At 70.2% G+C, this 22,101-nt stretch carries 20 protein-coding genes; 4 read left to right on the top strand and 16 right to left on the bottom strand.

Annotated features, from left to right (window positions below; translation table 11 throughout):
* The first annotated feature begins 3 nt into the window (after nt 1-3).
* The 3 genes from zwf to pgl are packed head-to-tail and all read left to right on the top strand — an operon-like array spanning nt 4 to nt 3,328.
* Complete coding sequence (zwf, locus tag CP970_RS33155; protein WP_107098811.1) at nt 4-1,527, top strand: glucose-6-phosphate dehydrogenase; 1,524 nt, start codon at nt 4-6, stop codon at nt 1,525-1,527.
* The gene (opcA, locus tag CP970_RS33150) at nt 1,524-2,552 is read left to right on the top strand and encodes a glucose-6-phosphate dehydrogenase assembly protein OpcA (protein WP_055543904.1); all 1,029 of its coding nucleotides are present in this window, start codon (nt 1,524-1,526) and stop codon (nt 2,550-2,552) included. Before zwf ends, opcA begins: the two co-directional genes overlap by 4 nt.
* 41 nt (nt 2,553-2,593) lie before the next feature.
* Nucleotides 2,594-3,328: a 6-phosphogluconolactonase gene (gene pgl / locus CP970_RS33145; RefSeq protein ID WP_055543930.1), complete on the top strand. Its 735-nt coding sequence runs from the start codon at nt 2,594-2,596 to the stop codon at nt 3,326-3,328.
* 51 nt (nt 3,329-3,379) lie between these two features.
* Here pgl and CP970_RS45160 read toward each other — a convergent pair whose 3' ends face one another.
* The 14 genes from CP970_RS45160 to CP970_RS33075 all read right to left on the bottom strand — a co-directional run bounded on the left by CP970_RS45160 (nt 3,380) and on the right by CP970_RS33075 (nt 19,252).
* Nucleotides 3,380-3,643 (bottom strand): DUF2087 domain-containing protein, encoded by a 264-nt coding sequence (locus CP970_RS45160; protein WP_055543929.1) that lies wholly within the window; start codon nt 3,641-3,643, stop codon nt 3,380-3,382.
* A 317-nt stretch (nt 3,644-3,960) separates the two neighbouring features.
* Nucleotides 3,961-5,613, bottom strand: a complete 1,653-nt coding sequence (pgi, locus tag CP970_RS33135; protein WP_055543903.1) for a glucose-6-phosphate isomerase — start codon at nt 5,611-5,613, stop codon at nt 3,961-3,963.
* A gap of 168 nt (nt 5,614-5,781) precedes the next feature.
* A complete protein-coding gene (locus CP970_RS33130; RefSeq protein ID WP_003957010.1) occupies nt 5,782-6,117 on the bottom strand; it encodes an RNA polymerase-binding protein RbpA in 336 nt (111 codons plus the stop codon).
* A gap of 159 nt (nt 6,118-6,276) precedes the next feature.
* Nucleotides 6,277-6,507: a preprotein translocase subunit SecG gene (gene secG, locus CP970_RS33125; RefSeq protein WP_030784160.1), complete on the bottom strand. Its 231-nt coding sequence runs from the start codon at nt 6,505-6,507 to the stop codon at nt 6,277-6,279.
* Nucleotides 6,508-6,649: 142 nt separating this feature from the next.
* Nucleotides 6,650-7,435 (bottom strand): triose-phosphate isomerase, encoded by a 786-nt coding sequence (gene tpiA / locus CP970_RS33120; RefSeq protein ID WP_055543902.1) that lies wholly within the window; start codon nt 7,433-7,435, stop codon nt 6,650-6,652.
* A gap of 6 nt (nt 7,436-7,441) precedes the next feature.
* Complete coding sequence (locus CP970_RS33115) at nt 7,442-8,653, bottom strand: phosphoglycerate kinase (RefSeq protein WP_055543901.1); 1,212 nt, start codon at nt 8,651-8,653, stop codon at nt 7,442-7,444.
* Nucleotides 8,654-8,758: 105 nt separating this feature from the next.
* Nucleotides 8,759-9,769 (bottom strand): type I glyceraldehyde-3-phosphate dehydrogenase, encoded by a 1,011-nt coding sequence (gene gap, locus CP970_RS33110; protein WP_055543900.1) that lies wholly within the window; start codon nt 9,767-9,769, stop codon nt 8,759-8,761.
* A 188-nt stretch (nt 9,770-9,957) separates the two neighbouring features.
* Nucleotides 9,958-12,915 carry a M14 family metallopeptidase gene (locus CP970_RS33105; RefSeq protein WP_055543899.1) on the bottom strand — a complete coding sequence of 986 codons (2,958 nt, stop codon included), beginning with the start codon at nt 12,913-12,915 and terminating at the stop codon, nt 9,958-9,960.
* A 189-nt stretch (nt 12,916-13,104) separates the two neighbouring features.
* Nucleotides 13,105-14,106: a DNA-binding protein WhiA gene (gene whiA, locus CP970_RS33100; protein WP_055543898.1), complete on the bottom strand. Its 1,002-nt coding sequence runs from the start codon at nt 14,104-14,106 to the stop codon at nt 13,105-13,107.
* Nucleotides 14,097-15,119: a gluconeogenesis factor YvcK family protein gene (locus CP970_RS33095; protein ID WP_055543897.1), complete on the bottom strand. Its 1,023-nt coding sequence runs from the start codon at nt 15,117-15,119 to the stop codon at nt 14,097-14,099. Before CP970_RS33095 ends, whiA begins: the two co-directional genes overlap by 10 nt.
* Nucleotides 15,116-16,051, bottom strand: a complete 936-nt coding sequence (gene rapZ / locus CP970_RS33090; RefSeq protein WP_055543896.1) for an RNase adapter RapZ — start codon at nt 16,049-16,051, stop codon at nt 15,116-15,118. The genes CP970_RS33095 and rapZ overlap by 4 nt, the downstream gene beginning before the upstream one ends.
* Complete coding sequence (uvrC, locus tag CP970_RS33085) at nt 16,048-18,078, bottom strand: excinuclease ABC subunit UvrC (RefSeq protein WP_055543895.1); 2,031 nt, start codon at nt 18,076-18,078, stop codon at nt 16,048-16,050. Before uvrC ends, rapZ begins: the two co-directional genes overlap by 4 nt.
* A 48-nt stretch (nt 18,079-18,126) precedes the next feature.
* On the bottom strand, nt 18,127-18,741 hold the full coding sequence (locus CP970_RS33080; protein ID WP_055543894.1) for a L,D-transpeptidase: 615 nt from the start codon (nt 18,739-18,741) through the stop codon (nt 18,127-18,129).
* The gene (locus tag CP970_RS33075) at nt 18,731-19,252 is read right to left on the bottom strand and encodes a SigE family RNA polymerase sigma factor (protein WP_055543893.1); all 522 of its coding nucleotides are present in this window, start codon (nt 19,250-19,252) and stop codon (nt 18,731-18,733) included. The genes CP970_RS33080 and CP970_RS33075 overlap by 11 nt, the downstream gene beginning before the upstream one ends.
* A 159-nt stretch (nt 19,253-19,411) precedes the next feature.
* Between CP970_RS33075 and CP970_RS33070 the strand changes: the two genes are divergently transcribed.
* Entirely contained in the window at nt 19,412-20,341 is a 930-nt protein-coding gene (locus tag CP970_RS33070; RefSeq protein ID WP_055543892.1) for a L,D-transpeptidase, read from the top strand.
* Nucleotides 20,342-20,429: 88 nt separating this feature from the next.
* On the opposite strand, the gene CP970_RS33065 is transcribed toward CP970_RS33070, so the two are convergent.
* Nucleotides 20,430-21,287 (bottom strand): hypothetical protein, encoded by an 858-nt coding sequence (locus CP970_RS33065; RefSeq protein WP_079043144.1) that lies wholly within the window; start codon nt 21,285-21,287, stop codon nt 20,430-20,432.
* Between the two features lie 5 nt (nt 21,288-21,292).
* Nucleotides 21,293-21,952, bottom strand: coding sequence for a papain-like cysteine protease family protein (locus CP970_RS33060; protein ID WP_055543891.1), 660 nt, complete (start codon nt 21,950-21,952; stop codon nt 21,293-21,295).
* Nucleotides 21,953-22,101 lie beyond the last annotated feature (149 nt).

The raw sequence follows: 22,101 nt of genomic DNA, 5'->3' as shown, positions 1-22,101 counted from the left end.
ACCTTGTCAAGCAGCAATCCGCTGCGTGACGCCGCAGACCGACGGCTCCCGCGCATCGCGGGGCCGTCGGGCCTGGTCATCTTTGGCGTCACGGGCGATTTGTCCCGTAAAAAGTTGATGCCCGCCGTCTACGACCTCGCCAACCGCGGTCTGCTTCCGCCGGGCTTCTCCCTCATCGGTTTCGCCCGTCGCGAGTGGCAGGACGAGGACTTCGCGCAGGAGGTGCACGACGCCGTCAAGCAGCACGCGCGCACGCCCTTCCGCGAGGAGGTCTGGCAGCAGCTCATCCAGGGCATGCGCTTCGTCCAGGGCAACTTCGACGACGACGACGCCTTCGAGCAGCTCAAGGCGACCATCCAGGACCTCGACAAGGCACAGGGCACGGGCGGCAACTTCGCCTTCTACCTCTCGGTGCCCCCGAAGTTCTTCCCGCAGGTCGTCCAGCAGCTCAAGAAGCACGAGCTCGCGGACGCCCCCAAGGGCTCCTGGCGCCGCGCGGTCATCGAAAAGCCGTTCGGCCACGACCTGGCGTCCGCCCAGGACCTGAACGCGATCGTGCACGAGGTGTTCGCCCCGGACCAGGTGTTCCGGATCGACCACTACCTCGGCAAGGAGACCGTCCAGAACATCCTGGCGCTCCGCTTCGCCAACCAGATGTTCGAGCCGATCTGGAACCGGTCGTACGTGGACCACATCCAGATCACGATGGCCGAGGACATCGGCATCGGCGGCCGCGCCGGGTACTACGACGGCATCGGCGCCGCCCGTGACGTCATCCAGAACCACCTGCTCCAGCTGATGGCCCTGACCGCGATGGAGGAGCCCGCCTCCTTCGACGCGGACGCGCTCGTCGCCGAGAAGGCGAAGGTGCTCGGTGCCGTGAAGCTGCCGAAGGACCTCGGCAAGGACACCGTGCGCGGGCAGTACGCCGCGGGCTGGCAGGGCGGCGAGAAGGCCGTCGGCTACCTCCAGGAAGACGGCATCGACGCCAAGTCGAAGACCGACACCTACGCGGCCATCAAGCTGCAGGTGGACAACCGCCGTTGGGCGGGCGTCCCGTTCTACCTGCGCACCGGCAAGCGGCTCGGCCGACGGGTGACGGAGATCGCGGTGGTCTTCCAGCGCGCGCCCCACTCCCCCTTCGACCACACCGCCACCGAGGAGCTCGGGCAGAACGCGATCGTCATCCGCGTCCAGCCCGACGAGGGCATCACGGTCCGCTTCGGCTCCAAGGTGCCCGGCACCTCCATGGAGATCCGGGACGTGTCGATGGACTTCGCGTACGGCGAGTCCTTCACCGAGTCCAGCCCCGAGGCGTACGAGCGGCTCATCCTCGACGTCCTGCTCGGCGACGCCAACCTCTTCCCGCGCACGGAGGAGGTCGAGCTGTCCTGGAACATCCTCGACCCGATCGAGCAGTACTGGGACAAGCACGGCAAGCCCGCGCAGTACCCGGCAGGCACCTGGGGCCCGACCGAGGCGGACGAAATGCTCGCACGAGACGGACGGAGCTGGCGTCGGCCATGAAGATCGACCTTACGGACACCACGTCCAGCAAGATCAACAAGGCGCTCGTGCAGGGCCGCCGCGCGATCGGCACCCCGGCCGTCGGCATGGTGCTCACCCTCGTCATCGTCACCGACGAGGAGAACGCCTACGACTCCCTGAAGGCCGCCAACGAGGCGTCCCGCGAGCACCCCTCGCGCACCCTCGTGGTCATCAAGCGCGCCGCCCGCTCGCCGCGTGACCGCACCACGTCGCGGCTCGACGCCGAGGTGCGGGTGGGCGTCGAGGCGGGCACCGGCGAGACGGTGGTCCTGCGCCTGTACGGCGAGGTCATCAACCACGCCCAGTCGGTCGTCCTGCCGCTGCTCCTGCCCGACGCCCCGGTGGTCGTCTGGTGGCCGGTGAACGCCCCGCTGGACCCCGCCAAGGACCCGCTCGGGGCCCTGGCCCAGCGCCGTGTCACGGACACCTACGCGGCCGAGCAGCCGATCCACGAGCTGACCGCCCGCGCCGACGCGTACACCCCCGGCGACACGGACCTGTCCTGGTCCCGGATCACGCCGTGGCGCTCGATGCTCGCGGCCGCGCTCGACCAGGTCACCTGCAAGGTCACCGCCGTCGAGGTGGAGGGCGAGGAGTTCAACCCGAGCTGCGAGCTGCTCGCGATGTGGCTCGCGGACCGGCTCGACGTCCCCGTGCGGCGCTCGCTGTCCGCGGGTCCTGGCCTGACCGGCGTACGCATGGACACCGACTGCGGTCCCATCGTGCTCGACCGGGCCGACGGCTCGCTCGCGACGCTCTCCATCCAGGGGCAGCCGGACCGCGCGGTGGCGCTCAAGCGCCGCGAGACGTCCGAGCTGATCGCGGAGGAGCTGCGGCGCCTGGACCCGGACGACACCTACGCCTCCGCGCTGAAGTTCGGCGTGGACCGCCTGGGCGAGGCCGTGGAGCAGTCCGCCGCACCGGCCGACGAGAAGGCTCCCGAGGAGCCGAAGAAGGCGGCACCCGCGAAGAAGGCCGCCGCCAAGAAGGCGGCCGCGAAGTGACCGGGGCCCCGCAGCTCGTCGTCCACCGCGACAAGGAGCTGATGGCGCGGGCCGCGGCGGCCCGCCTCATCACGAAGATCGTCGACGCGCAGTCCGCCAGGGGTTACGCGTCGGTGGTCCTCACCGGCGGGCGCAACGGCAACGGCCTGCTCGCGGCGCTGAGTTCGGCGCCCGCGCGGGACGCGATCGACTGGTCGCGGCTCGACCTGTGGTGGGGCGACGAGCGCTTCCTGCCGGACGGCGACCCCGAGCGCAACTACACGCAGGCCCGCGAGGCCCTGCTCGACTCGGTGCCGCTCAATCCGGCGCGGGTGCACCCGATGCCCGCGTCGGACGGCCCGTACGAGGCGGACGCGGCTGCGGAGATCTACGCGGCCGAACTCGCCGCGGCGGCAGGACCCGAGGACCACGGCCCCGTGCCGACCTTCGACGTCCTGATGCTCGGCGTCGGCCCCGACACGCACGTGGCCTCGCTCTTCCCCGAGCTCCCCGCGGTGCGCGAGACGGAGCGCACGGTGGTCGGCGTGCACGGCGCGCCGAAGCCCCCGCCGACCCGCGTCACGCTCACGCTCCCCGCGATCAGGTCGGCCCGCGAGGTCTGGCTGCTCGCGGCGGGCGAGGACAAGGCGAAGGCCGCGGCCATCGCGCTGTCCGGCGCGGGCGAGATCCAGGCCCCGGCAGCGGGCGCCTACGGCCGCTCCCGCACCCTGTGGCTCCTGGACACCGCGGCGGCCTCACAGCTCCCCCCGGAGCTGTATCCGCCGTCGGTGGCCTGAGCATCTTCCGCCGTACGTGACGAGGGCCCCGCACCGGTCGGTGCGGGGCCCTTACGCGTCGGCCAGGACGCGGCGGTAGCTCCCGCCGTCCCGCTCCCGCACAAGGAGCCCGTCCGTCACGCAGTACCTCCGCAGCGCCGCCGTGTCGTCGTGGACCGTGCGGAACGCGTCGTTGATCTCGCGTTCGCTGTAGCTGCGGTCGGTGTCGAAGAGGGTGTCCGTGAGGTGGACGAGGAGTTCGTGGCGGACCACGGGGCGGACGGGGATGGCCGTGAGGCGGCCGTGGGCGAAGAAGCCGGTGAGGCGGCGCGGCACGGTGGGGTGACCGTCTGCGGGTGCCCGCCTGAAGACGGCGGGGTCCGCGTGGAGCGAGCCGTCCGGCAGGCGCTCCACGAGGCCGTTGGCGAGCAGGCGCCCCAGATGCTTGCGGGCGGCGGGCGAGTCCGCCTCGCGGGGCGGGAGTTCGTCGAGGACTATGCGCGCGTAGAGCCGGAGTCTCTCCGGGTCGGCAAGCGCGGCGAGCAGCTGGTCCATGACGGGGTCCCTCCCGGCGGGTGACGGAGCCGAAGCAGTGTCACCCGCCGGGCGGTGCGCCCGCATCCGATTAACGCCCACCGGGGATCAGCTGGGGATCAACGCCCGCGCAGGTCCCGGTACTTGGCGACCAGCGCCGTGGTCGACCCGTCCAGGTCGGGCACCTCGGCGCCCTCGGTGAGCGCGGGCTCGACGCGCTTGGCGAGGACCTTGCCGAGCTCGACGCCCCACTGGTCGAAGGAGTCGATGTTCCACACGGCGCCCTGCACGAACACCTTGTGCTCGTAGAGCGCGATGAGCTGGCCGAGGACCGAGGGGGTGAGGGACTTCGCGAGGATCGTCGTGGTCGGGTGGTTGCCCTTGAACGTCTTGTGCGGGACGAGCTCCTCCGGCACACCCTCGCCGCGCACCTCGTCCGGCGTCTTGCCGAACGCCAACGCCTGCGTCTGCGCGAAGAAGTTGGCCATCAGCAGGTCGTGCTGGGCGACGAGTCCCGGCAGCAGGTCCGCGACCGGCTCGGCGAAGCCGATGAAGTCGGCCGGGATCAGCTTCGTGCCCTGGTGGATGAGCTGGTAGTACGCGTGCTGGCCGTTGGTGCCGGGCGTGCCCCAGACGACCGGGCCCGTCTGCCAGTCGACCTCCTTGCCGTCCCTGCCGACGTACTTGCCGTTGGACTCCATGTCCAGCTGCTGGAGGTACGCGGTGAACTTGGAGAGGTAGTGCGAGTACGGCAGGACCGCGTGCGACTGCGCGTCGTGGAAGTTGCCGTACCAGATGCCCAACAGGCCCATCAGCAAAGGCACGTTGGACTCGGCGGGCGCGGTGCGGAAGTGCTCGTCGACGAGGTGGAAGCCGTCGAGCATCTCGCGGAAGCGGTCGGGCCCGATGGCGATCATCAGGGAGAGACCGATCGCCGAGTCGTACGAGTAACGGCCGCCGACCCAGTCCCAGAACTCGAACATGTTGGCCGTGTCGATGCCGAACTCGGAGACCTTCTCGGCATTGGTCGACAGGGCCACGAAGTGCTTGGCGACGGCGTCCTGACCGGCCTTCAGCTCGGTGAGCAGCCAGTCGCGCGCGGACGTGGCGTTCGTGATCGTCTCGATGGTGGTGAAGGTCTTCGAGGCGATGACGAACAGCGTCTCCGCCGGGTCCAGGTCCCGCACGGCCTCGTGCAGGTCCGCGCCGTCCACGTTCGACACGAAGCGGACCGTGAGGCCGCGGTCGGTGAAGGAGCGGAGCACCTCGTACGCCATCGCCGGACCGAGGTCGGAGCCGCCGATGCCGATGTTGACGACGTTCTTGATGCGCTTGCCGGTGTGCCCGGTCCACTCGCCGGAGCGGACCCGCTCCGAGAAGGCGCTCATCTTGTCGAGGACGGCGTGCACCGCGGGCACCACGTTCTCGCCGTCGACCTCGACGACGGCGCCCCGCGGGGCGCGCAGTGCCGTGTGCAGGACGGCGCGGTCCTCGGTCGTGTTGATCTTGTCGCCGCGGAACATGGCGTCCCGCAGCCCGAACACGTCGGTCGCGGCGGCGAGCTCGCGAAGGAGCGTCAGCGTCTCGCCCGTGACGAGGTGCTTGGAGTAGTCGATGTGCAGGTCACCGACCTGGAGGGTGTACGCCGTGCCGCGCGCCGGATCCGCGGCGAACAGCTCGCGCAGCTGCACCTCCCCGAGCTGCTCGCGGTGCTTGTTCAGCGCCGCCCACTCGGACGTCTGGTCGAGCCTCGTGCGGCTATCTGCGTTCATCTCGGACTTCAGCCTTCTCTCGTACCCGCGTACGTCAATTGCCCCGCTGCACTCTCCAACCTAATCGATCAGAGGGCGGTATGAGATGTCTGAAACTGTCTGTCCATACACGTACGGAGATAAGAAACCGGCCGGACACCTATTCGGTGTCCGGCCGGTTCTCAAGTACTAGATCTCGCCCCGCAGTTTGGCGAGCGCCTCCGCGAGGATCGCCTCGCCGTCCGCGTCGCTGCGCCGCTCGCGCACATACGCCAGGTGCGTCTTGTACGGCTCGGTGCGCGGCGGGTCCGGCGGGTTGTCCCGGTCCTGACCGGCCGGAAAGCCGCAGCGGGGACAGTCCCAAGTATCGGGAACCTGCGCGTCGCTGGCGAAGCTCGGCTGCGTCTCGTGCCCGTTGGAGCACCAGAAGGAGATGCGCAGTCGCGGCGCGGACTCACCGCGCTCGGCCTCGCCCATCGGCCCCGCCCCGACCCGACTTCCTCGGATCGCGTTGCCACTTGCCACGGTCGTAACTCCCTGCGTGATGGTGCTGCTGCGGGCGCCTCAGTTTACGTAAGGCCCAACGCGCGTCCAGTGTGGGGAGTTACACCCCACCGCCGGACGCAAGCCCCATGATAAGCCGCGCACGCGAGCCCGCACCGGACAAGCGGACAGTGCCTGGCGCTAGTTGTTCGCCTTCATGAGCAGGCCCAGCGCGACAATGCACGCGAACCACAGCAGACCGACCACGACGGTGATGCGGTCGAGATTGCGCTCCGCGACGGAGGACCCGCCGACGGACGACTGCATGCCGCCACCGAACATGTCGGAGAGACCGCCGCCCTTGCCCTTGTGCATCAGTACAAGGAGCATCATCAGCGCACTGAAGACGATCAGGGCGATCGAGAACCCCATAACCACGGCTGGACCAACTTCCTCGGATCTGAATCGAGCCTGTTTCCGAATCGCCTCTGTATCGACGACGGGGGCCGGAGCCTCGGAAATTCGAAGCCGCCCGGCCCCCGCAAGGGTACGACGTATTGCCGCTAGCGCATACTCACTGGTCGCGGAAGCGCACGATCTTGACGAACTCGTCCGAGTCGAGGGCCGCGCCGCCCACCAGGGCGCCGTCCACGTCGGGCTGCGCCATGATCGCCGCGACGTTGCCGGACTTCACGGAGCCGCCGTACTGGATGCGCACCTTGTCGGCGAGCTCCTGCGAGTACAGCTCGGCGAGGCGGCCGCGGATCGCGCCGCAGACCTCCTGCGCGTCCTCGGGGGTCGCGACCTCGCCGGTGCCGATCGCCCAGACCGGCTCGTAGGCGATGACGATGGACTCGGCCTGCTCGGCCGGGAGGTCCTTGAGGCCGCCGTCGAGCTGGTTCAGCGTGTACTGGACCTGCTGTCCTGCCTTGCGGATGTCCAGGCCCTCGCCGATGCAGAGGATCGGGGTCAGGCCGTGCTTGTAGGCGGCCTTCACCTTGGCGTTGCAGATCTCGTCGGTCTCGTGGTGGTACTGGCGGCGCTCGGAGTGGCCCACGGCGACGTAGGTGCACTTCAGCTTGGTCAGCATCGGGCCCGAGATCTCGCCGGTGTAGGCACCGGAGTCCTGCGCCGAGATGTCCTGGGCGCCGTACTTGATCTTGAGCTTGTCGCCGTCCACCAGGGTCTGCACGGAGCGCAGGTCGGTGAAGGGCGGCAGGACGGCGACCTCGCAGGCCTCGTAGTCCTTGTCCGCCAGGGCGAAGGCGAGCTTCTGGACGTGGGCGATGGCCTCGAGGTGGTTGAGGTTCATCTTCCAGTTGCCCGCCATCAGCGGGGTGCGCGTGGTCTTGTCAGTCATGAAGTGTCAGTTCTCCAGTGCGGCGAGGCCGGGGAGCGTCTTGCCCTCGAGGTATTCGAGGGAGGCGCCGCCGCCGGTCGAGATGTGGCCGAAGGCATTCTCGTCGAAGCCCAGGTTGCGGACGGCCGCGGCGGAGTCGCCGCCGCCGACCACGGTGAAACCGTCGCAGTTGAGCAGCGCCCGCGCGACGGCCGCGGTGCCGCCCGCGTAGTCGGGGTGCTCGGCGACGCCGACCGGGCCGTTCCAGAAGACGGTCTCGGCGTCGGCGATCTTCTCGGCGAAGAGCTCGCGGGACTTGGGGCCGATGTCCAGGCCCTCCATGTCCGCGGGGATCTGGTCCGCGTCGACGGTCTTGAAGTCCGCCGGAGCCTTCGTCTTCAGGTCGGGGAAGTCCGTGGAGACCAGGACGTCGACCGGGAGGACGAGCTCGACACCGCTGGCCGCGGCGCGCTCCATGTACTCCGTGACGGTCGGGATCTGGTCCTCCTGGAGGAGGGAGATGCCGACCTCGTGGCCCTGCGCCTTGAGGAAGGTGTACGCCATGCCGCCGCCGATGAGGATGCGGTCGGCCTTGCCGAGCAGCTCGTCGATGACGGCGAGCTTGTCGGAGACCTTGGCGCCGCCGAGGATGACGGTGTAGGGGCGCTTGACGTCCTCGGTGAGCTTCTTGAGGACGCCGACCTCGGTGGCGATCAGGTAGCCCGCGTAGTGCGGCAGCTTGGCCGGGAGGTCGTACACGGAGGCGTGCTTGCGGTGCACGGCGCCGAAACCGTCGCCTACGTAGACATCGGCGAGGGCGGCGAGCTGGTCGGCGAACTCGCCGCGCTCGGTGTCGTCCTTGCTGGTCTCACCCGCGTTGAAGCGAAGGTTCTCGATGACGGCCACCTGGCCGGGCTGCAGGCCGTTCACGGCCTCGTGCGCGGCGGGGCCGACGGTGTCCTGCGCGAACGCCACGGGCGCGCCCAGGAGTTCAGCGAGCCGCTCGGCGGCGGGAAGGAGCGAGAAGGCCGGGTCCGGGGCGCCCTTGGGGCGGCCCAGGTGCGAGGCCACGACCACCTTGGCGCCCGCGTCGGCGAGCGCCTTGACGGTCGGCAGGACGGCGCGGATGCGGCCGTCGTCGGTGATGACGCCCTCGGCGAGCGGCACGTTGAGGTCGGCGCGGACGAAGACCCGCTTGCCGTCGACCCCTTCAGCGAGAAGTTCGTCGATCGTCTTCATGTACTGGACTCCTAATTGGGCTGGCTCGGCACGCAACAGGGCCCGGACGGCGCGGCGTTGCGCGGCCCGGACCCTGTGCTCACATCGAGGTGCCTGCTCTGGTGATTAGAGCTGACCGCCGACGAAGACCGTGAGGTCGACGAGGCGGTTGGAGTAACCCCACTCGTTGTCGTACCAGCCGAGGATCTTCACCGTCTTGCCCTCCTGGACCATGGTCAGGGAGGAGTCGAAGGTGCAGGAGGCCGGGTCGCTCACGATGTCCGACGACACGATCGGGTCCTCGGTGTAGAAGAGGATGCCCTTGAGCGCGCCGTCGTCGGCGGCCTTCTTGAACGCGGCGTTGACCTCGTCCTTGGTGACGTCGCGCTGCAGGTCGACGACCAGGTCGGTGGCCGACCCCGTCGGGACAGGGACGCGCATCGCGATGCCGTCGAGCTTGCCCTTGAGCTGGGGCAGGACCAGGGCGGTGGCCTTGGCGGCACCGGTCGTGGTCGGAATGATGTTCTCGGCGGCGGCGCGGGCGCGGCGCAGGTCCGAGTGCGGGAAGTCCAGGATGCGCTGGTCGTTGGTGTACGCGTGGACCGTGGTCATCAGGCCCTTGACGATGCCGAAGTTCTCGTCGAGGACCTTCGCCATCGGCGCCACACAGTTGGTGGTGCAGGAGGCGTTGGAGATGACGTGGTGGTTGGCCGCGTCGTACTTGTCCTGGTTGACGCCCATCACGATGGTGATGTCCTCGTCCTTGGCCGGAGCCGAGATGAGGACCTTCTTGGCACCGCCGGCGATGTGCTTCTCGGCGTCGGCCTTCTTCGTGAAGATGCCCGTGGACTCGATCACGATGTCGACGCCCAGCTGGCCCCACGGAATGTCGGCGGGGTTGCGCTCGGACAGCACCTTGATGGTGTGACCGTCGACGGTGATGGTGTCCTCGGTGTGCGACACCTCGGCCTTGAGACGGCCCAGAATGGTGTCGTACTTCAGAAGGTGAGCGGTGGTCGCGGTGTCACCCAGGTCGTTGACAGCCACGATCTCGATGTCCGCACCCTGCTCGAGCAGTGCGCGGAAGTAGTTGCGACCGATGCGGCCAAAGCCGTTGATGCCTACGCGGATCGTCACGAACCGATCTCCTCGTTGGTACGCCGGTTTTAGACGCCGGCGAGTTGTATGGGATGTCCCCGACCGCCTCCGACCCTACCTCTCCAAGGGCTCCGAGGTGACATCGAGAGGGCCCCTGGGCGGCACTGTGGCCCGTACCCCCCAGTAGGAATACGGGCCACCGGGACCTAGGTCCCGATTACGCAGCGTCAGCCGCGCAGATGTGCCAGGGAGGCGCCCATAAGAGCGGCCCTTTCGGCACCTCCGGGTACCTGCTCGAACCCGAAGCCGAGCAGCACGCTGTCACGCGCTGTGACCGCCGCGTAGGACCGGTAGAGCTCTCCGGTCCTCGCCCAGTCCCCTGTGATATTGGGGCTGCCCGCCGGGGCCGGGGCGACGGCCCAGGTGCCGAGCGAGGTCTCGAATCCCTCGGTCTCGACCGCGTTGCCGCCGACGACCAGTTGCGCGTTGTCGGCGAAGAGGCCGCGGCCCCCGGTGGACGGGTCGGTGATGGCGCTGAGGGAGACCTCGATCTTCTTGCCCGCGTAGGCGCTGAGGTCGAAGGCGACCGGCTTCCAGCCGCCGGAGGAGCCGGTGAAGCTGTTCCAGGCACCGGTGGTGCCGGAGGCCGTGCAGCCGGCCGTGCCGGGCGTCAGGTAGTGGCGCAGGAACGGGTGGAGGTTGATGAGGAATCCGGCCTCGCACTCGGCGGGGACGGTGTTCTTGGAGTTGCCGTTCTTGTCCGGGAGCGTCGTCCAGTCGTCGGCGCCCGTGGTGTGCGCCTCCAGGACGCCGTGGTCGTAGCCGGTCTCCAGGTTCCAGTTCAGCGCGAACCGCAGCTCGGGCTGGTCGGCGGCCGTGACACCGGTCAGGTCGATGGTGTGGGTGAGCCGCTTCCAGTCCTGGTCCGCGTGGGTGGCCGACGCCATGCCCTGCCCCTCGAAGGGCGCGTACGGGTTGGTCAGGCCCGGGTAGGAGCCCGCCGCCGCGCTCGTGAACTGCGGGAACTGCTTGGCGGGCAGGTTGTCGGAGGTGACGGTGAAGCGGCCCGCCTTGTCCAGCGGGTTGGTGTCGGTGCCCGCGAGCGGGGTGTTCACCCCGTTGAGCGCACCGGTACCGCTGAAGCTGGTGACGCCGGGCGCGTTCAGCCGTTCGTACGCGCCGAGGTAGTACTGCGCGAAGTCGTCGGTGAGGGCCTCGCCGAGGTCGACGTTGCCGCCGGTGCGCTCACCGGACTCGATGAGCTTGCCGCCCTCGTTGAGGTAGTCGCGCAGGGCGAGCTGGGTGGCGGCGCCGGGGACCGGGTCGCCGGTGTAGTGCACGACGGCGGAGAAGTGCGCGAGGACGCCGAGCGGGTGCGGGGCGCCCTGCTTGGCCACGTCCCAGACGGCGGCCGTGCGGCCGTTGGCCTTCAGCGCGTCGACGTACTTCTGGGTCTGGGTGGCGGTAGCGCCCTCCTCGGCGACGACGAGCGTGTCGGCCTTGGGCCGCTCGGCCACCGTGTACGTGAAGTGCTCGCTCTCGGTGCGGCCCTTCTTCGTACGGCCGGTGAACCACACCTCCACCTTGTCGCCCACGCGCGCGCCCTCGACCTTCGCGCGGTACTCGTCGAAGTAGAGGTTGTCCTCGCCGCCGTAGGTCTCGCCGCCCTTCCAGGCCTTGAGTCCCTCGTCCTGCGTACGGCCGCCGTTGACGCGGTAGTTGAGCTCCTTGTCGCGCACCGACTTGCGGGCGGTGACGGCGACTTCCTGGTCCTTGCCGCGCGCGTACGACGTGGTGAAGGCGTCAGGGGTGAAGTCGGGGGAGTCGATGCCGGTGACGGAGACCGGCTGGTCGGGGTGGAGTGCCGTCTCGGCGACGGCGAGCGCGAAGGGCACGTTCTTCGCGAACTCCTGCTGGATCAGCTTCTCGTCGTCGGGGAAGGTGAAGACGGACGCGCAGTCCTCGGGCTTCCAGGCGTCGTTGGGGTCGATGTTCGACGCGGTCTGGCAGGTGGACATCTCCGGGGTGAACATCGAGATGCCGTTGACGTTGCCCGCGTGCCCGTCGGCCTCGCCGTTGGTGGTGTAGAGCTCGGAGGAGACCTGCGGGTGGTAGCCGGGGATCGCGGGCTTCTCCGGCGTACCGGCCAGGGCCTTGTAGAGCACGTCGTCCGGGGTGGGCGTGGCGACCTGCCAGCCCACTCCGTAGAGGATCAGCTCGGCCGCGGAGTGGTAGTTGATCGCGTACGTGAAGCCGATGCGCTTCTCGAAGCGGTCGAGCGCCTGGGTCTCGGGCTCGGACATCGGCCCGCTGCCGCGGTAGGTCTCGTTCGAGGGATCCGGGGACGAACCCTCGTTGTCGTAGCCCCACTTGTAGGCGAAGTTGCGGTTGGGGTCGACGCCGTCACCCGGGGCGATCTTGCCGTCGCCGTCGACGTCGCGCAGGTTCTTGCGCCACTGGCGGTTGGCCGCCGCGGCGTGCGTGAAGTCGTAGCCGTCGGGGTTGGCGGAGAGCACGAACCACAGCTCGGTGGAGTTCACGAGCTTGGTGATGCGCTGGTCCTTGCCGTAGTTGTCCAGGTAGTGGTGCATCAGGCGGCGGGTCATCTCGGGGGTGATCCACTCGCGCGCGTGCTGGTTGGACATGTAGAGCGTGGACGGCTTGGAGCCGTCCTTGGACTTCTTGGCGCCCTTGGTGAGCTTGAGCGCGAGGATGTCCTTGCCCTGGATCGTCTTGCCGATGGAGACGACCTTGGTGAGGTCGGGGTGGGCCTGCCCGGTCTTGACGATCTCCTCCTGGAGCCCGCCCTTGCCGCTGTACGGCCGGAAGACGCCGTCTCCCGCGGCCTTGAGCCGCTTCTCCGTCGCGGCGGAGACCTTCTGCTCGCTGAGCTCGACCCCCTGGCGCTCGACCGCCTTGGCCTGGCCCTCGGTCAGATAGACCTCGACGCGGGCGGTGCCGCTCTCGGGTGCCTGTCCGGCGAGTTCCTGGGCGTCCTGACCTGCTTCGACGAGGATCGGAATCTGCTTCTTGGTGACCTCGGCCTCGTACACCTTCACGGCCGCCGGGTCGTCGGCGGCCGGTTTCGCGGCGCCACTGGCCTGGGCGTGCGGTGCGGCGACCAGGCCGCCGACGAGCAGTGCGCCCGCCGCGAGAACTGATCTCGCGCTCGCTCTTCGTCTCATGAGCCCCCCTTGCGGTTGTCCGGCGCATTGGTGTGCGGACGCCAGGCTCGTGACACTTCATGATCATGTCAATACAGTGGGAAGGGGTACAAGGGGCGATCAAGCCGGGCATACGTAGGCCACCGGTGCCCTGGGGGACACCGGTGGCCTATGAGACGTATGTGGCGAGCGGGATCAGACCGTCGTGTTTCAGACCGCCATGTTCTCGGCGAGGCTGTCGGCGAGCTCGTCGCCCAGGTTCGACTCCGTGCTCGGGATGCCGAGGTCCTGGGCCCGCTTGTCGGCCATGGCCAGCAGGCGGCGGATGCGGCCCGCGACCGCGTCCTTGGTCAGCACCGGGTCGGCGAGCGCGCCCAGCTCCTCCAGGGAGGCCTGCTTGTGCTCCATGCGCAGGCGTCCGGCGGCCGCGAGGTGCTCGGGCACCTCGTCACCGAGGATCTCCAGGGCGCGCTGCACACGGGCGCCCGCGGCGACGGCCGCGCGGGCCGAGCGGCGCAGGTTCGCGTCGTCGAAGTTGGCCAGGCGGTTGGCGGTGGCACGCACCTCGCGCCGCATCCGCCGCTCCTCCCAGGCGAGCACCGACTCGTGCGCGCCGAGCCGGGTGAGCAGGGCGCCGATGGCGTCCCCGTCGCGCACGACGACGCGGTCCACGCCGCGCACCTCGCGCGCCTTGCTCGCGATCTGCAGCCTGCGGGCCGCGCCGACGAGCGCGAGCGCCGCCTCCGGGCCCGGGCAGGTGACCTCCAGGGAGGAGGAACGCCCCGGCTCGGTGAGCGAGCCGTGCGCGAGGAACGCCCCCCGCCAGGCCGCCTCGGCGTCGCAGGTGGCCCCCGAGACCACCTGCGGCGGCAGCCCCCTGATGGGACGGCCGCGGCCGTCCACGAGGCCCGTCTGGCGGGCCAGCTGGTCGCCGCCCGCGACCACGCGCACGACGTAGCGCGAGCCGCGGCGCAGCCCGCCGGGCGCCATCACGATCAGCTCCGAGCTGTGCCCGAAGATCTCCAGGATGTCCCGCTTGAGGCGTCGTGCCGCCATCGCGGTGTCCAGCTCCGCCTCGATCACGATGCGGCCGCTCACCAGGTGAAGGCCGCCCGCGAAGCGCAGGATCGCCGAGACCTCTGCCTTCCTGCAGCAGGTCCGGGTGACGGGGAGCCGGGAAATCTCGTCCTTCACCGCTGCCGTCATCGCCATGGGCCGATCCTTCCATGCATCCGAAAAATACGGTCGTACGCGGCTGCCAGGAGCTCCGGGTCGTGCCTCGGAGTCCCGTCGGGCCGGGCCACCGGCGCCAGCTCGACCGTGGCGCCGAACCGCTTCGCGGCATCGGTCAGTGACTCACGGTCGGGCACGGCGGCCTCGTCGGCCAGCACCACGTCCAGGGCGAGTTTAGGGGCGTGTCGGGCCAAAACCTCCAAATGACGCTGCGGAGAGAAGCCATCGGTTTCTCCGGGTTGCGGAGCGAGGTTGAGCGAGAGGACCTTGCGGGCCTTCGTCTCGTTCAGCGCGTCGAGCAGTTCCGGCACAAGCAGGTGCGGGATCACCGACGAGAACCAGGACCCCGGGCCGAGCACCACCCAGTCCGCGTCGAGGACGGCGGCGACCGCCTCGGGGACGGCGGGCGGGTCGTGCGGGACGACGTGCACGGACTGCACCTCGCCCGGTGTGAGGGCGACCGTGGCCTGTCCCCGCACCGTGTCCACGTCGTCGGGCCGCTCCGGGTCGTGGCCCTTGACCAGGGCCTGGAGCTCCAGCGGCACGGCAGACATGGGCAACACCCTGCCCTGCGCGCCGAGCAGGCGGCCGACCAGGTCGAGCGCCTGGACGTGGTCGCCGAGCTGCTCCCACAGGGCGACGATCAGCAGATTGCCGACCGCGTGTTCGTGCAGCTCGCCCTTTGACTGGAAACGGTGCTGGATGACGCGGGCCCAGGTCTGGCCCCAGTCGTCGTCGCCGCACAGCGCCGCGAGGGCCTTGCGCAGATCACCGGGCGGCAGCACGCCGAGCTCGTCGCGCAGGCGGCCGCTGGAGCCGCCGTCGTCGGCGACCGTGACGACGGCGGTGAGGTCCCCGGCTCCGGTGATCCGGCGCAGCGCGGCGAGCGAGGCGGACAGGCCCATGCCCCCGCCGAGCGCGACCACCTTCGGCTGGGTGCCCCGCTTGCGGCCCAGACGGCTCAGGCGGACGGTCCGGCGGGTCGGCTTCACTCGCGCCCCATGTCCCGGTGGACGATGACGGTCTCCACGCCCTCGGACGCGAGGCGCGCCGCGAGCTTCTCCGACATGGCCACCGAGCGGTGCTTGCCGCCCGTGCAGCCGACCGCGATCGTCACGTACCGCTTGCCCTCGCGGCGGTAGCCCGCGGCGATGAGCTGGAGCAGCTCGGCGTACCGGTCGAGGAACTCCTTGGCGCCCGGCTGGTTGAAGACGTACGCCGCCACCTCCTCGTTCTGGCCGGTGTACTGGCGCAGCTCGGGGACCCAGTGCGGGTTCGGCAGGAAGCGCATGTCCACGACCAGGTCGGCGTCGACCGGCAGGCCGTACTTGAAGCCGAAGGACATGACGGTGGCCCGCAGCTCGGGCTCCTCCTCGCCCGCGAAGGAGGCGTCCATCTTGGCGCGCAGCTCGTGCACGTTCAGGCTGGAGGTGTCGATCACCAGGTCGGCGTCGCCGCGCAGCTCGCGCAGCAGGTCGCGCTCGGCCTCGATGCCGTCGACGATGCGTCCGTCGCCCTGCAGCGGGTGCGGGCGGCGCACCGACTCGAAGCGGCGGACCAGGGCCTCGTCGGAGGACTCCAGGAAGACGATGCGGCGCGTGACGTTCTTCGACTCCAGCTCGGCGAGGGACTCGCGGAGGTTGTCGAAGAAGCGCCTGCCGCGGACGTCGACGACCACCGCGATGCGGGCGACGTTGCCCTGCGAGCGGGCGCCGAGCTCCACCATGGTGGGGATCAGCGCGGGCGGCAGGTTGTCGACCACGAACCAGCCGAGGTCCTCCAGACACTTGGCCGCCGTGCTGCGGCCCGCGCCCGACATGCCGGAGATGATCACCAGCTCCGGGATCGCCGCTTCCGGTACCGCGGGCGTCTCGCTGGGCGTGCCCGTACTCACTTGCTCTCCACCTTCGTCGTGCTCGCTCATGTCTCCTGCCCCCGTCGTTCCTCCGAGGAGCCCGCGGTCACGGGCTCCTCCTCTTCCATGATCTCTCCGGTCGCCGTGTTCACGGCGGGTGCGGCGGGTGCCGCCCGGGCGAGGGCCACCACGATGGCCTCGGCCGTCTTGCGGCCTATGCCCGGTACCTCGCAGATCTGGTCGATTGTCGCGGATCGAAGCTTCTTCACCGAACCGAAGTGCTTGATGAGTGTCTGCTTGCGCGCGTCGCCGAGTCCCGGCACGGCGTCCAGTGGGCCCGCCTTGAAGCGCTTGGCCCGCTTGGCGCGCTGGTAGGTGATGGCGAAGCGGTGGGCTTCGTCACGCACGCGCTGCAGGAGGTAGAGCCCCTCGCTGGTGCGCGGCAGGATCACCGGGTCGTCGTCGCCGGGGACCCAGACCTCCTCCAGGCGCTTGGCCAGGCCGCAGACCGCGATGTCGTCGATGCCGAGCTCGTCGAGGGCCTTCTGGGCGGCCGCGACCTGCGGCTGGCCGCCGTCGACCACGACGAGCTGGGGCGGGTACGCGAAGCGCTTGGGGCGGCCGTCCTCCTCGGTGAGTCCGTTGTCCGCGGAGACCTCGCCGGTCTCCTCGTCCACCGCCCACTCCCCCGTCTTCTCCTTGTCGGCGAGGTAGCGCCTGAAGCGGCGCGTGATCACCTCGTGCATGGAGCGGACGTCGTCCTGGCCCTCGAAGCCCTTGATCTGGAAGCGGCGGTACTCGCTCTTCCTGGCGAGGCCGTCCTCGAAGACGACCATCGAGGCGACGACGTCGTCGCCCTGGAGGTGCGAGATGTCGTAGCACTCGATGCGCAGCGGGGCGCCGTCGAGGTCCAGGGCGGCGGCGATCTCCTCCAGGGCGCGCGAGCGCGTGGTGAGGTCGGAGGCGCGCTTGGTCTTGTGCAGGACGAGGGACTGCTGGGCGTTGCGCGCGACGGTCTCCATGAGGGCCTTCTTGTCGCCGCGCTGCGGGATGCGCAGCGAGACGTTCGCGCCGCGGCGCTCGGTCAGCCACTCCTGGACCGGCTCCAGCGGCTCTGGCAGGGCGGGGACGAGGACCTCCTTGGGCACCGCGTCGCCGCTCTCCTCTCCGTAGAGCTGCTGGAGTGCGTGCTCGACGAGGTCGCCGCTGGTGACGGCCTCGACCTTGTCGGTGACCCAGCCGCGCTGGCCGCGCACGCGCCCGCCCCGGACGTGGAAGATCTGGACGGCGGCCTCCAGCTCGTCCTCGGCGAGGGCGATCAGGTCGGCGTCGGTGGCGTCGGCGAGGACGACGGCGCTCTTCTCCATCGCCTTCTTGAGCGCCTCTATGTCGTCGCGCAGGCGCGCCGCCCGCTCGTACTCCATCTCCTCGGCCGCGTCCGCCATCTGGCGCTCCAGGCGGCGGATGTACGTCCCCGTGCGGCCCGCCATGAAGTCGCAGAAGTCCTCGGCGAGTTCACGGTGCTCCTCGGGGGTGACGCGCTCCACGCAGGGCGCCGAGCACTTGCCGATGTAGCCGAGCAGGCAGGGGCGGCCCGTGCGGGCGGCGTTCTTGAACACGCCCGCGGAGCACGTGCGCACGGGGAAGGCGCGAAGGAGCAGGTCGACGGTGTCGCGGATCGCCCAGGCGTGGCCGTAGGGGCCGAAGTAGCGCACGCCCTTCTTCTTCTGGCCGCGCATCACCTGCACGCGCGGGAACTCCTCGTTCATCGTCACCGCGAGGTACGGATAGCTCTTGTCGTCGCGGTACTTGACGTTGAACCGGGGGTCGAACTCCTTGATCCAGGAGTACTCCAGCTGGAGGGCCTCGACCTCCGTGTTCACCACGGTCCACTCGACGGAGGCGGCGGTCGTCACCATGGAGCGCGTGCGCGGGTGGAGATTGGCCAGGTCCTGGAAGTAGTTGGCCAGGCGCTGGCGCAGGCTCTTGGCCTTCCCGACGTAGATCACCCGGCGGTGCTCGTCGCGGAATTTGTAGACCCCCGGGGCGTCGGGGATCTGTCCCGGCTTGGGGCGGTAGCTGGAAGGGTCGGCCATGTCGGACAGCCTACTGGCGGGGGCTGACAGCGCGGGTCAGCGTCCGCTTCAGCCGGCCCGGACCGTGATCACGTCGCCCGGTTCGAGCCGGTCGTGGAGCCAGCGGGCGTCGTCCGTGCGCAGGCCGATCCAGCCCCGGGTGATGTCCCTGACGCCCGGCGCCTTCTCGTCGTAGGTCAGCGCGACGAGGTAGTTGGTGCGGCCGTCGGGGGTGCGCAGCTCGACGACCCAGGGCAGCTTCAGGTCGTACTCACCGCCGAGGCCGGTGTCCCCCGCGGGCATGCGCTTCTCGCGGTGGACGGCGGTGACCGTCATCCGGCCGGTCGGGGTGGGGTGTTGGGCGCTGCCCGCGGAGACCGGCAGGGTCCTGCCGTCGACCGTCATCCGGTGCGTGTCCAGGTCGAGGGTGGCGACGACCTTGCGGTGGCCTTGGGTGGCGACGGGTGCCGGTGTCCTGTCCGGGCCGTCGTCGGAACCGGGGAGCAGGCCGACGATGACGGTCACCGCGACGGCGGCCGTGACGAGGGCGCCGCCCGCGACCGCGGCGCGGCGCCTGCGGCGGCGCAGCACCGCGCGGCAGCGGATCTCGGCGCCGGGCACCGGAGGGGGCGTGCGGCGGTCGGCCGCGAGGTCGTGGAGCGCGGCGCTCAGGTCATCGGACACGGCCGTCCTCCTTCGCGCTCCGCCCGTCGTCGCCGTCCCGCTCCACGGACAATCGCGCGGCGAGCGCCGCCCTGCCGCGCGAGAGGCGGGCCTTGACCGTCCCGACGGGCGAGCCGGTCTCGGAGGCTACCTGCTCCACGCTCAGGTCGCACAGGTGGTGCAGCACGACGGCCGTGCGCTGCGCCTCGGGGAGGGTGCGCAGCGCCTGGACGAGGGCGGTGTGCTCGGGCCCGGGGCCGGGGACGCGATCGGCGGGCGGGTTCCCGCGCACCAGGTCGAGCCAGCGCCTGGCCCTGCGCCAGCGGCTGACCGCCAGGCGCAGGGCGACGGTGCGGATCCAGGCCTCGGGTGCCTGGTCGGCGAGGAAGCTGTCGCGGCGGTCCCAGGCGCGTACGAACGCCTCCTGGACGACGTCCTGCGCTTCGCCGTGGTCCCCGGTCAGGGCGTACAACTGGCCGACCAGGCGCGGGAAGGCGGCGGCGTAGAACGCGTCGAACTCGTCCTCCGTCATGCCCCCGCGCCCCCGTCCGGCCCGGCCGGATCACGTGATCAGAAATTCCCGTATCTCGTCCGCAACCCGCCGCCTCCCCCGTGCGTACAGGTCGCGTACGTCGAAACGTCGCGTACATCGAAGCACAGCCCAGGGGGAACGATGACCACAGGAATCACGATGAGACGCGCCACGCGCGCGTGGGGCGCGGCCGCGCTCTGCTCTCTGGTGCTCGCGGGCTGCTCCGCGGGCGACGGCGCGGACGAGCGTGCGGCCGACGCCAGGCCCACGACGACGACGGCGGGCCGGGGGGCGTCGGGGAAGAAGGAGGCGAAGCCTGAGCCCGTGCCGGAGCCCGCCGCGCTCAAGGGCGTGCGGCTCAACGTCACGGACGGGCAGACCGTCGGGGTGGGCATGCCGATATCGCTCACCTTCGACAGGCCGGTGCCGGTCGCCGAGCGGGCCGCCGTCGAGCGACGCCTTGAGGTGACGGCACGGCCCGGCGTCACGGGCTCGTGGAGCTGGGTCGAGGACCGCAACCTGCACGAAGGACAGCGCGTGGACTACCGGCCGCGCGAGCCGTGGAAGCCCGGCACGAAGGTCACCGTCCGGGCGGGCGCGGGGACGACGAGGACGTTCGGTGTGGGCCGCTCGCTGGTCGCCACCGTGGACGTGCGGACCCACACGATGACGGTGGTGAAGGACGGCAGGACGCGCCGGGTGAAGGTCACCGCGGGCGCGCCGGGCATGGACACCTGGAACGGCACGATGGTCGTCCTCGACAAGCAGTCGCGGGTGCTCATGGACTCCCGGACCGTGGGCTACGGAAAGGCTTACAAGGACTACTACAACTACGCGGTCCACCTGACGACCTCGGGGACCTACCTGCACGAGAACCCGAACGCGAACGCCACCGCGGGCGAGCGCAACGTCACGCACGGCTGCATAGGACTGGCCACCGACGGGACCGCGCGGCGCTTCTACGAAGAGGTGATCCCCGGGGACATCGTGCGGGTGGTCGGCTCCGAGGAGACCGTGGCGACGGGCAACGGCTACGGAAACTGGAACGTCGGCTGGAAGGAGTGGCGCGCGGGCAGCGCGCTGAGCTGAGGCGTGGGCGCTTGGGCGCGTGGGCGCGCTTGGGCGCGTGCGTAAGGAGCGGCGACCGGCGTCCCGGTCGCCGCTCCCCCGTGCCGGGTCAGCCCTGTCGGCGCGCCGCGCGGCGTCGCACGAGTGCCGTTCCCGAGATGCCGAGGGCGAGCAGCGCGCCCGCCCCGGCTATCGAGGAGGCAACCGTGACCGGGCCCTCCACGGGCTCCTGGGCGGACTCCTGAGCGGGCATCTGCTCGGGCTTCCGCGCGGGCTTCGCGGTGTCGTAACCGCCCGCCTTGCCCGACTTCTCGTACGCCGAGCCCGGCAGCTTGTCGCCGTACGCCTTCTGGACGCGCTTGCGGTAGGCGGCGACCGAGGTGCCTTCGGCGCCCACGGCACGGACCGCGTCCTTGTCGAGCGGCAGCACGCGCGCGTGGGCATCGTCCCGGCCGTCGCGGACGTACCAGGCGTTGATCTGCGGCTCGTGGAAGACGGTGCCTCCCGGAACCTTCTCCGCGCCCACGCGCGCGTAGTGCGTCTCGTCGTCCCCGGTGGCGATGTTCACGACCTGCCAGGAGCCGCCCTGTTCCACGGTCCACAGGGAGGCTTCCTGGCCGTCCGAGGAGACCGCCTTGCTGGCGAGGAACTCCAGGCGGGCGATCGACGCGCCCTTCTTGCCCGCGACGAAGTCCGGGGAGAGGTAGTACACGGGCACGGCCCCACCCTGGACGCGCGGCTGCGCAGCGGCCTTGGTGACCGCTCCCTCACGCGCGAAGAAGCGGGAGAGCGTGTCGAGGGTCCCGGGCGCGGCGGCCGCCTCGTGCGCGGCGTCGCGGGAGGCCGCCGAGGGGGCGGCGGGGCCCGAGTCGGCGGTTGCGGCGGGGGCCGCGATGCCGAGCGCGAGGGTCGCGGCACTACCGGCGAGTACCGCCTTCAGGAGGTGTCGGGGAAGCTGACGGGTCATCGCTCTCACGCCCCGATCCGGTAGAGCGAGTGGGTCCAGGAGAAGGTGTTGTTGTCGGTGTACCAGGCGTGCGAGGCCCAGTTGTAGCGGTCGTTGGAGGGCCAGGGATCGCCCCAGTAGACCCAACTGTTGGCGTCGTCGTAGCCGTAGATGACGTGCATGTGCCCGCCGCCGTTGGACCACTGGATGCGGGTCTCGACCGGGCGGCCCGCGTTGATCTCCGCCTGTACGGTGGGGTAGCGCAGCCAACCGGTCACGTACGAGCCCGAGTTGATGCCCGCCCAGCGCAGACCGGTCTGCACGTTGCCGAGCGTGGCCTGGTTGTTGGGGCATTCGGTGTTCTGGTTGCGCCCGAAGGCGGCGTTGCAGAATTGGTTCTGGCTGTAGTTGCGGCCCATGAAGGTGGCGATGGTGTTGCCCGCCGCGGCCCAGCACCAGTTGGTCTTCTGCTGGGCCTGCATGGTGATGTTCAGGCGCTTTGCGGCGAGTACGGACGGGTCGGCCGCGGCCGTGGCGGTCGTCGCCCGGTGTGCGGGGGCGGGGTCGAGCGGGGCGGCCGCGGCAGCGGCGGTGGGTGCGGCGAAGAGCGCGGCCGCGACGAAGGCGACGGTGGAAAGGCGTCTCCGTCTGCCGGGACTGCTCTTCGTGGTGGGTGAGTGGCGCATCGCGTTCCTCCCGAGCGGGGTGGGGTTGGAGGAGCGCGTCCGGACGCTGCGATTGAGCATCGAGTGTTGTCGGGTGCAGGTCAACACGCTTCAATGCGGAATGACTTGGGACGTGAACGGCGGCGTACGGATGTGAACACGGCTCGTGC

The sequence above is a fragment of the Streptomyces kanamyceticus genome (assembly GCF_008704495.1).
GTDB lineage: Bacteria > Actinomycetota > Actinomycetes > Streptomycetales > Streptomycetaceae > Streptomyces > Streptomyces kanamyceticus.
This window is presented reverse-complemented; position numbering and strand designations above follow the sequence as displayed.

Excerpts from the sequence above, each read along its gene's own strand:
- rapZ (WP_055543896.1), bottom strand. The coding sequence starts at position 16,051 with ATGAGCGAGCACGACGAAGGTGGAGAGCAAGTGAGTACGGGCACGCCC.
- pgl (WP_055543930.1), top strand. The coding sequence starts at position 2,594 with ATGGCGCGGGCCGCGGCGGCCCGCCTCATCACGAAGATCGTCGACGCG.
- pgi (WP_055543903.1), bottom strand. The coding sequence starts at position 5,613 with ATGAACGCAGATAGCCGCACGAGGCTCGACCAGACGTCCGAGTGGGCG.
- opcA (WP_055543904.1), top strand. The coding sequence starts at position 1,524 with ATGAAGATCGACCTTACGGACACCACGTCCAGCAAGATCAACAAGGCG.
- CP970_RS33075 (WP_055543893.1), bottom strand. The coding sequence starts at position 19,252 with ATGACGGAGGACGAGTTCGACGCGTTCTACGCCGCCGCCTTCCCGCGC.
- CP970_RS33105 (WP_055543899.1), bottom strand. The coding sequence starts at position 12,915 with ATGAGACGAAGAGCGAGCGCGAGATCAGTTCTCGCGGCGGGCGCACTG.
- uvrC (WP_055543895.1), bottom strand. The coding sequence starts at position 18,078 with ATGGCCGACCCTTCCAGCTACCGCCCCAAGCCGGGACAGATCCCCGAC.
- CP970_RS33115 (WP_055543901.1), bottom strand. The coding sequence starts at position 8,653 with ATGAAGACGATCGACGAACTTCTCGCTGAAGGGGTCGACGGCAAGCGG.
- CP970_RS33070 (WP_055543892.1), top strand. The coding sequence starts at position 19,412 with ATGAGACGCGCCACGCGCGCGTGGGGCGCGGCCGCGCTCTGCTCTCTG.
- whiA (WP_055543898.1), bottom strand. The coding sequence starts at position 14,106 with ATGGCGATGACGGCAGCGGTGAAGGACGAGATTTCCCGGCTCCCCGTC.
- secG (WP_030784160.1), bottom strand. The coding sequence starts at position 6,507 with ATGGGGTTCTCGATCGCCCTGATCGTCTTCAGTGCGCTGATGATGCTC.
- CP970_RS33060 (WP_055543891.1), bottom strand. The coding sequence starts at position 21,952 with ATGCGCCACTCACCCACCACGAAGAGCAGTCCCGGCAGACGGAGACGC.
- CP970_RS33065 (WP_079043144.1), bottom strand. The coding sequence starts at position 21,287 with ATGACCCGTCAGCTTCCCCGACACCTCCTGAAGGCGGTACTCGCCGGT.
- tpiA (WP_055543902.1), bottom strand. The coding sequence starts at position 7,435 with ATGACTGACAAGACCACGCGCACCCCGCTGATGGCGGGCAACTGGAAG.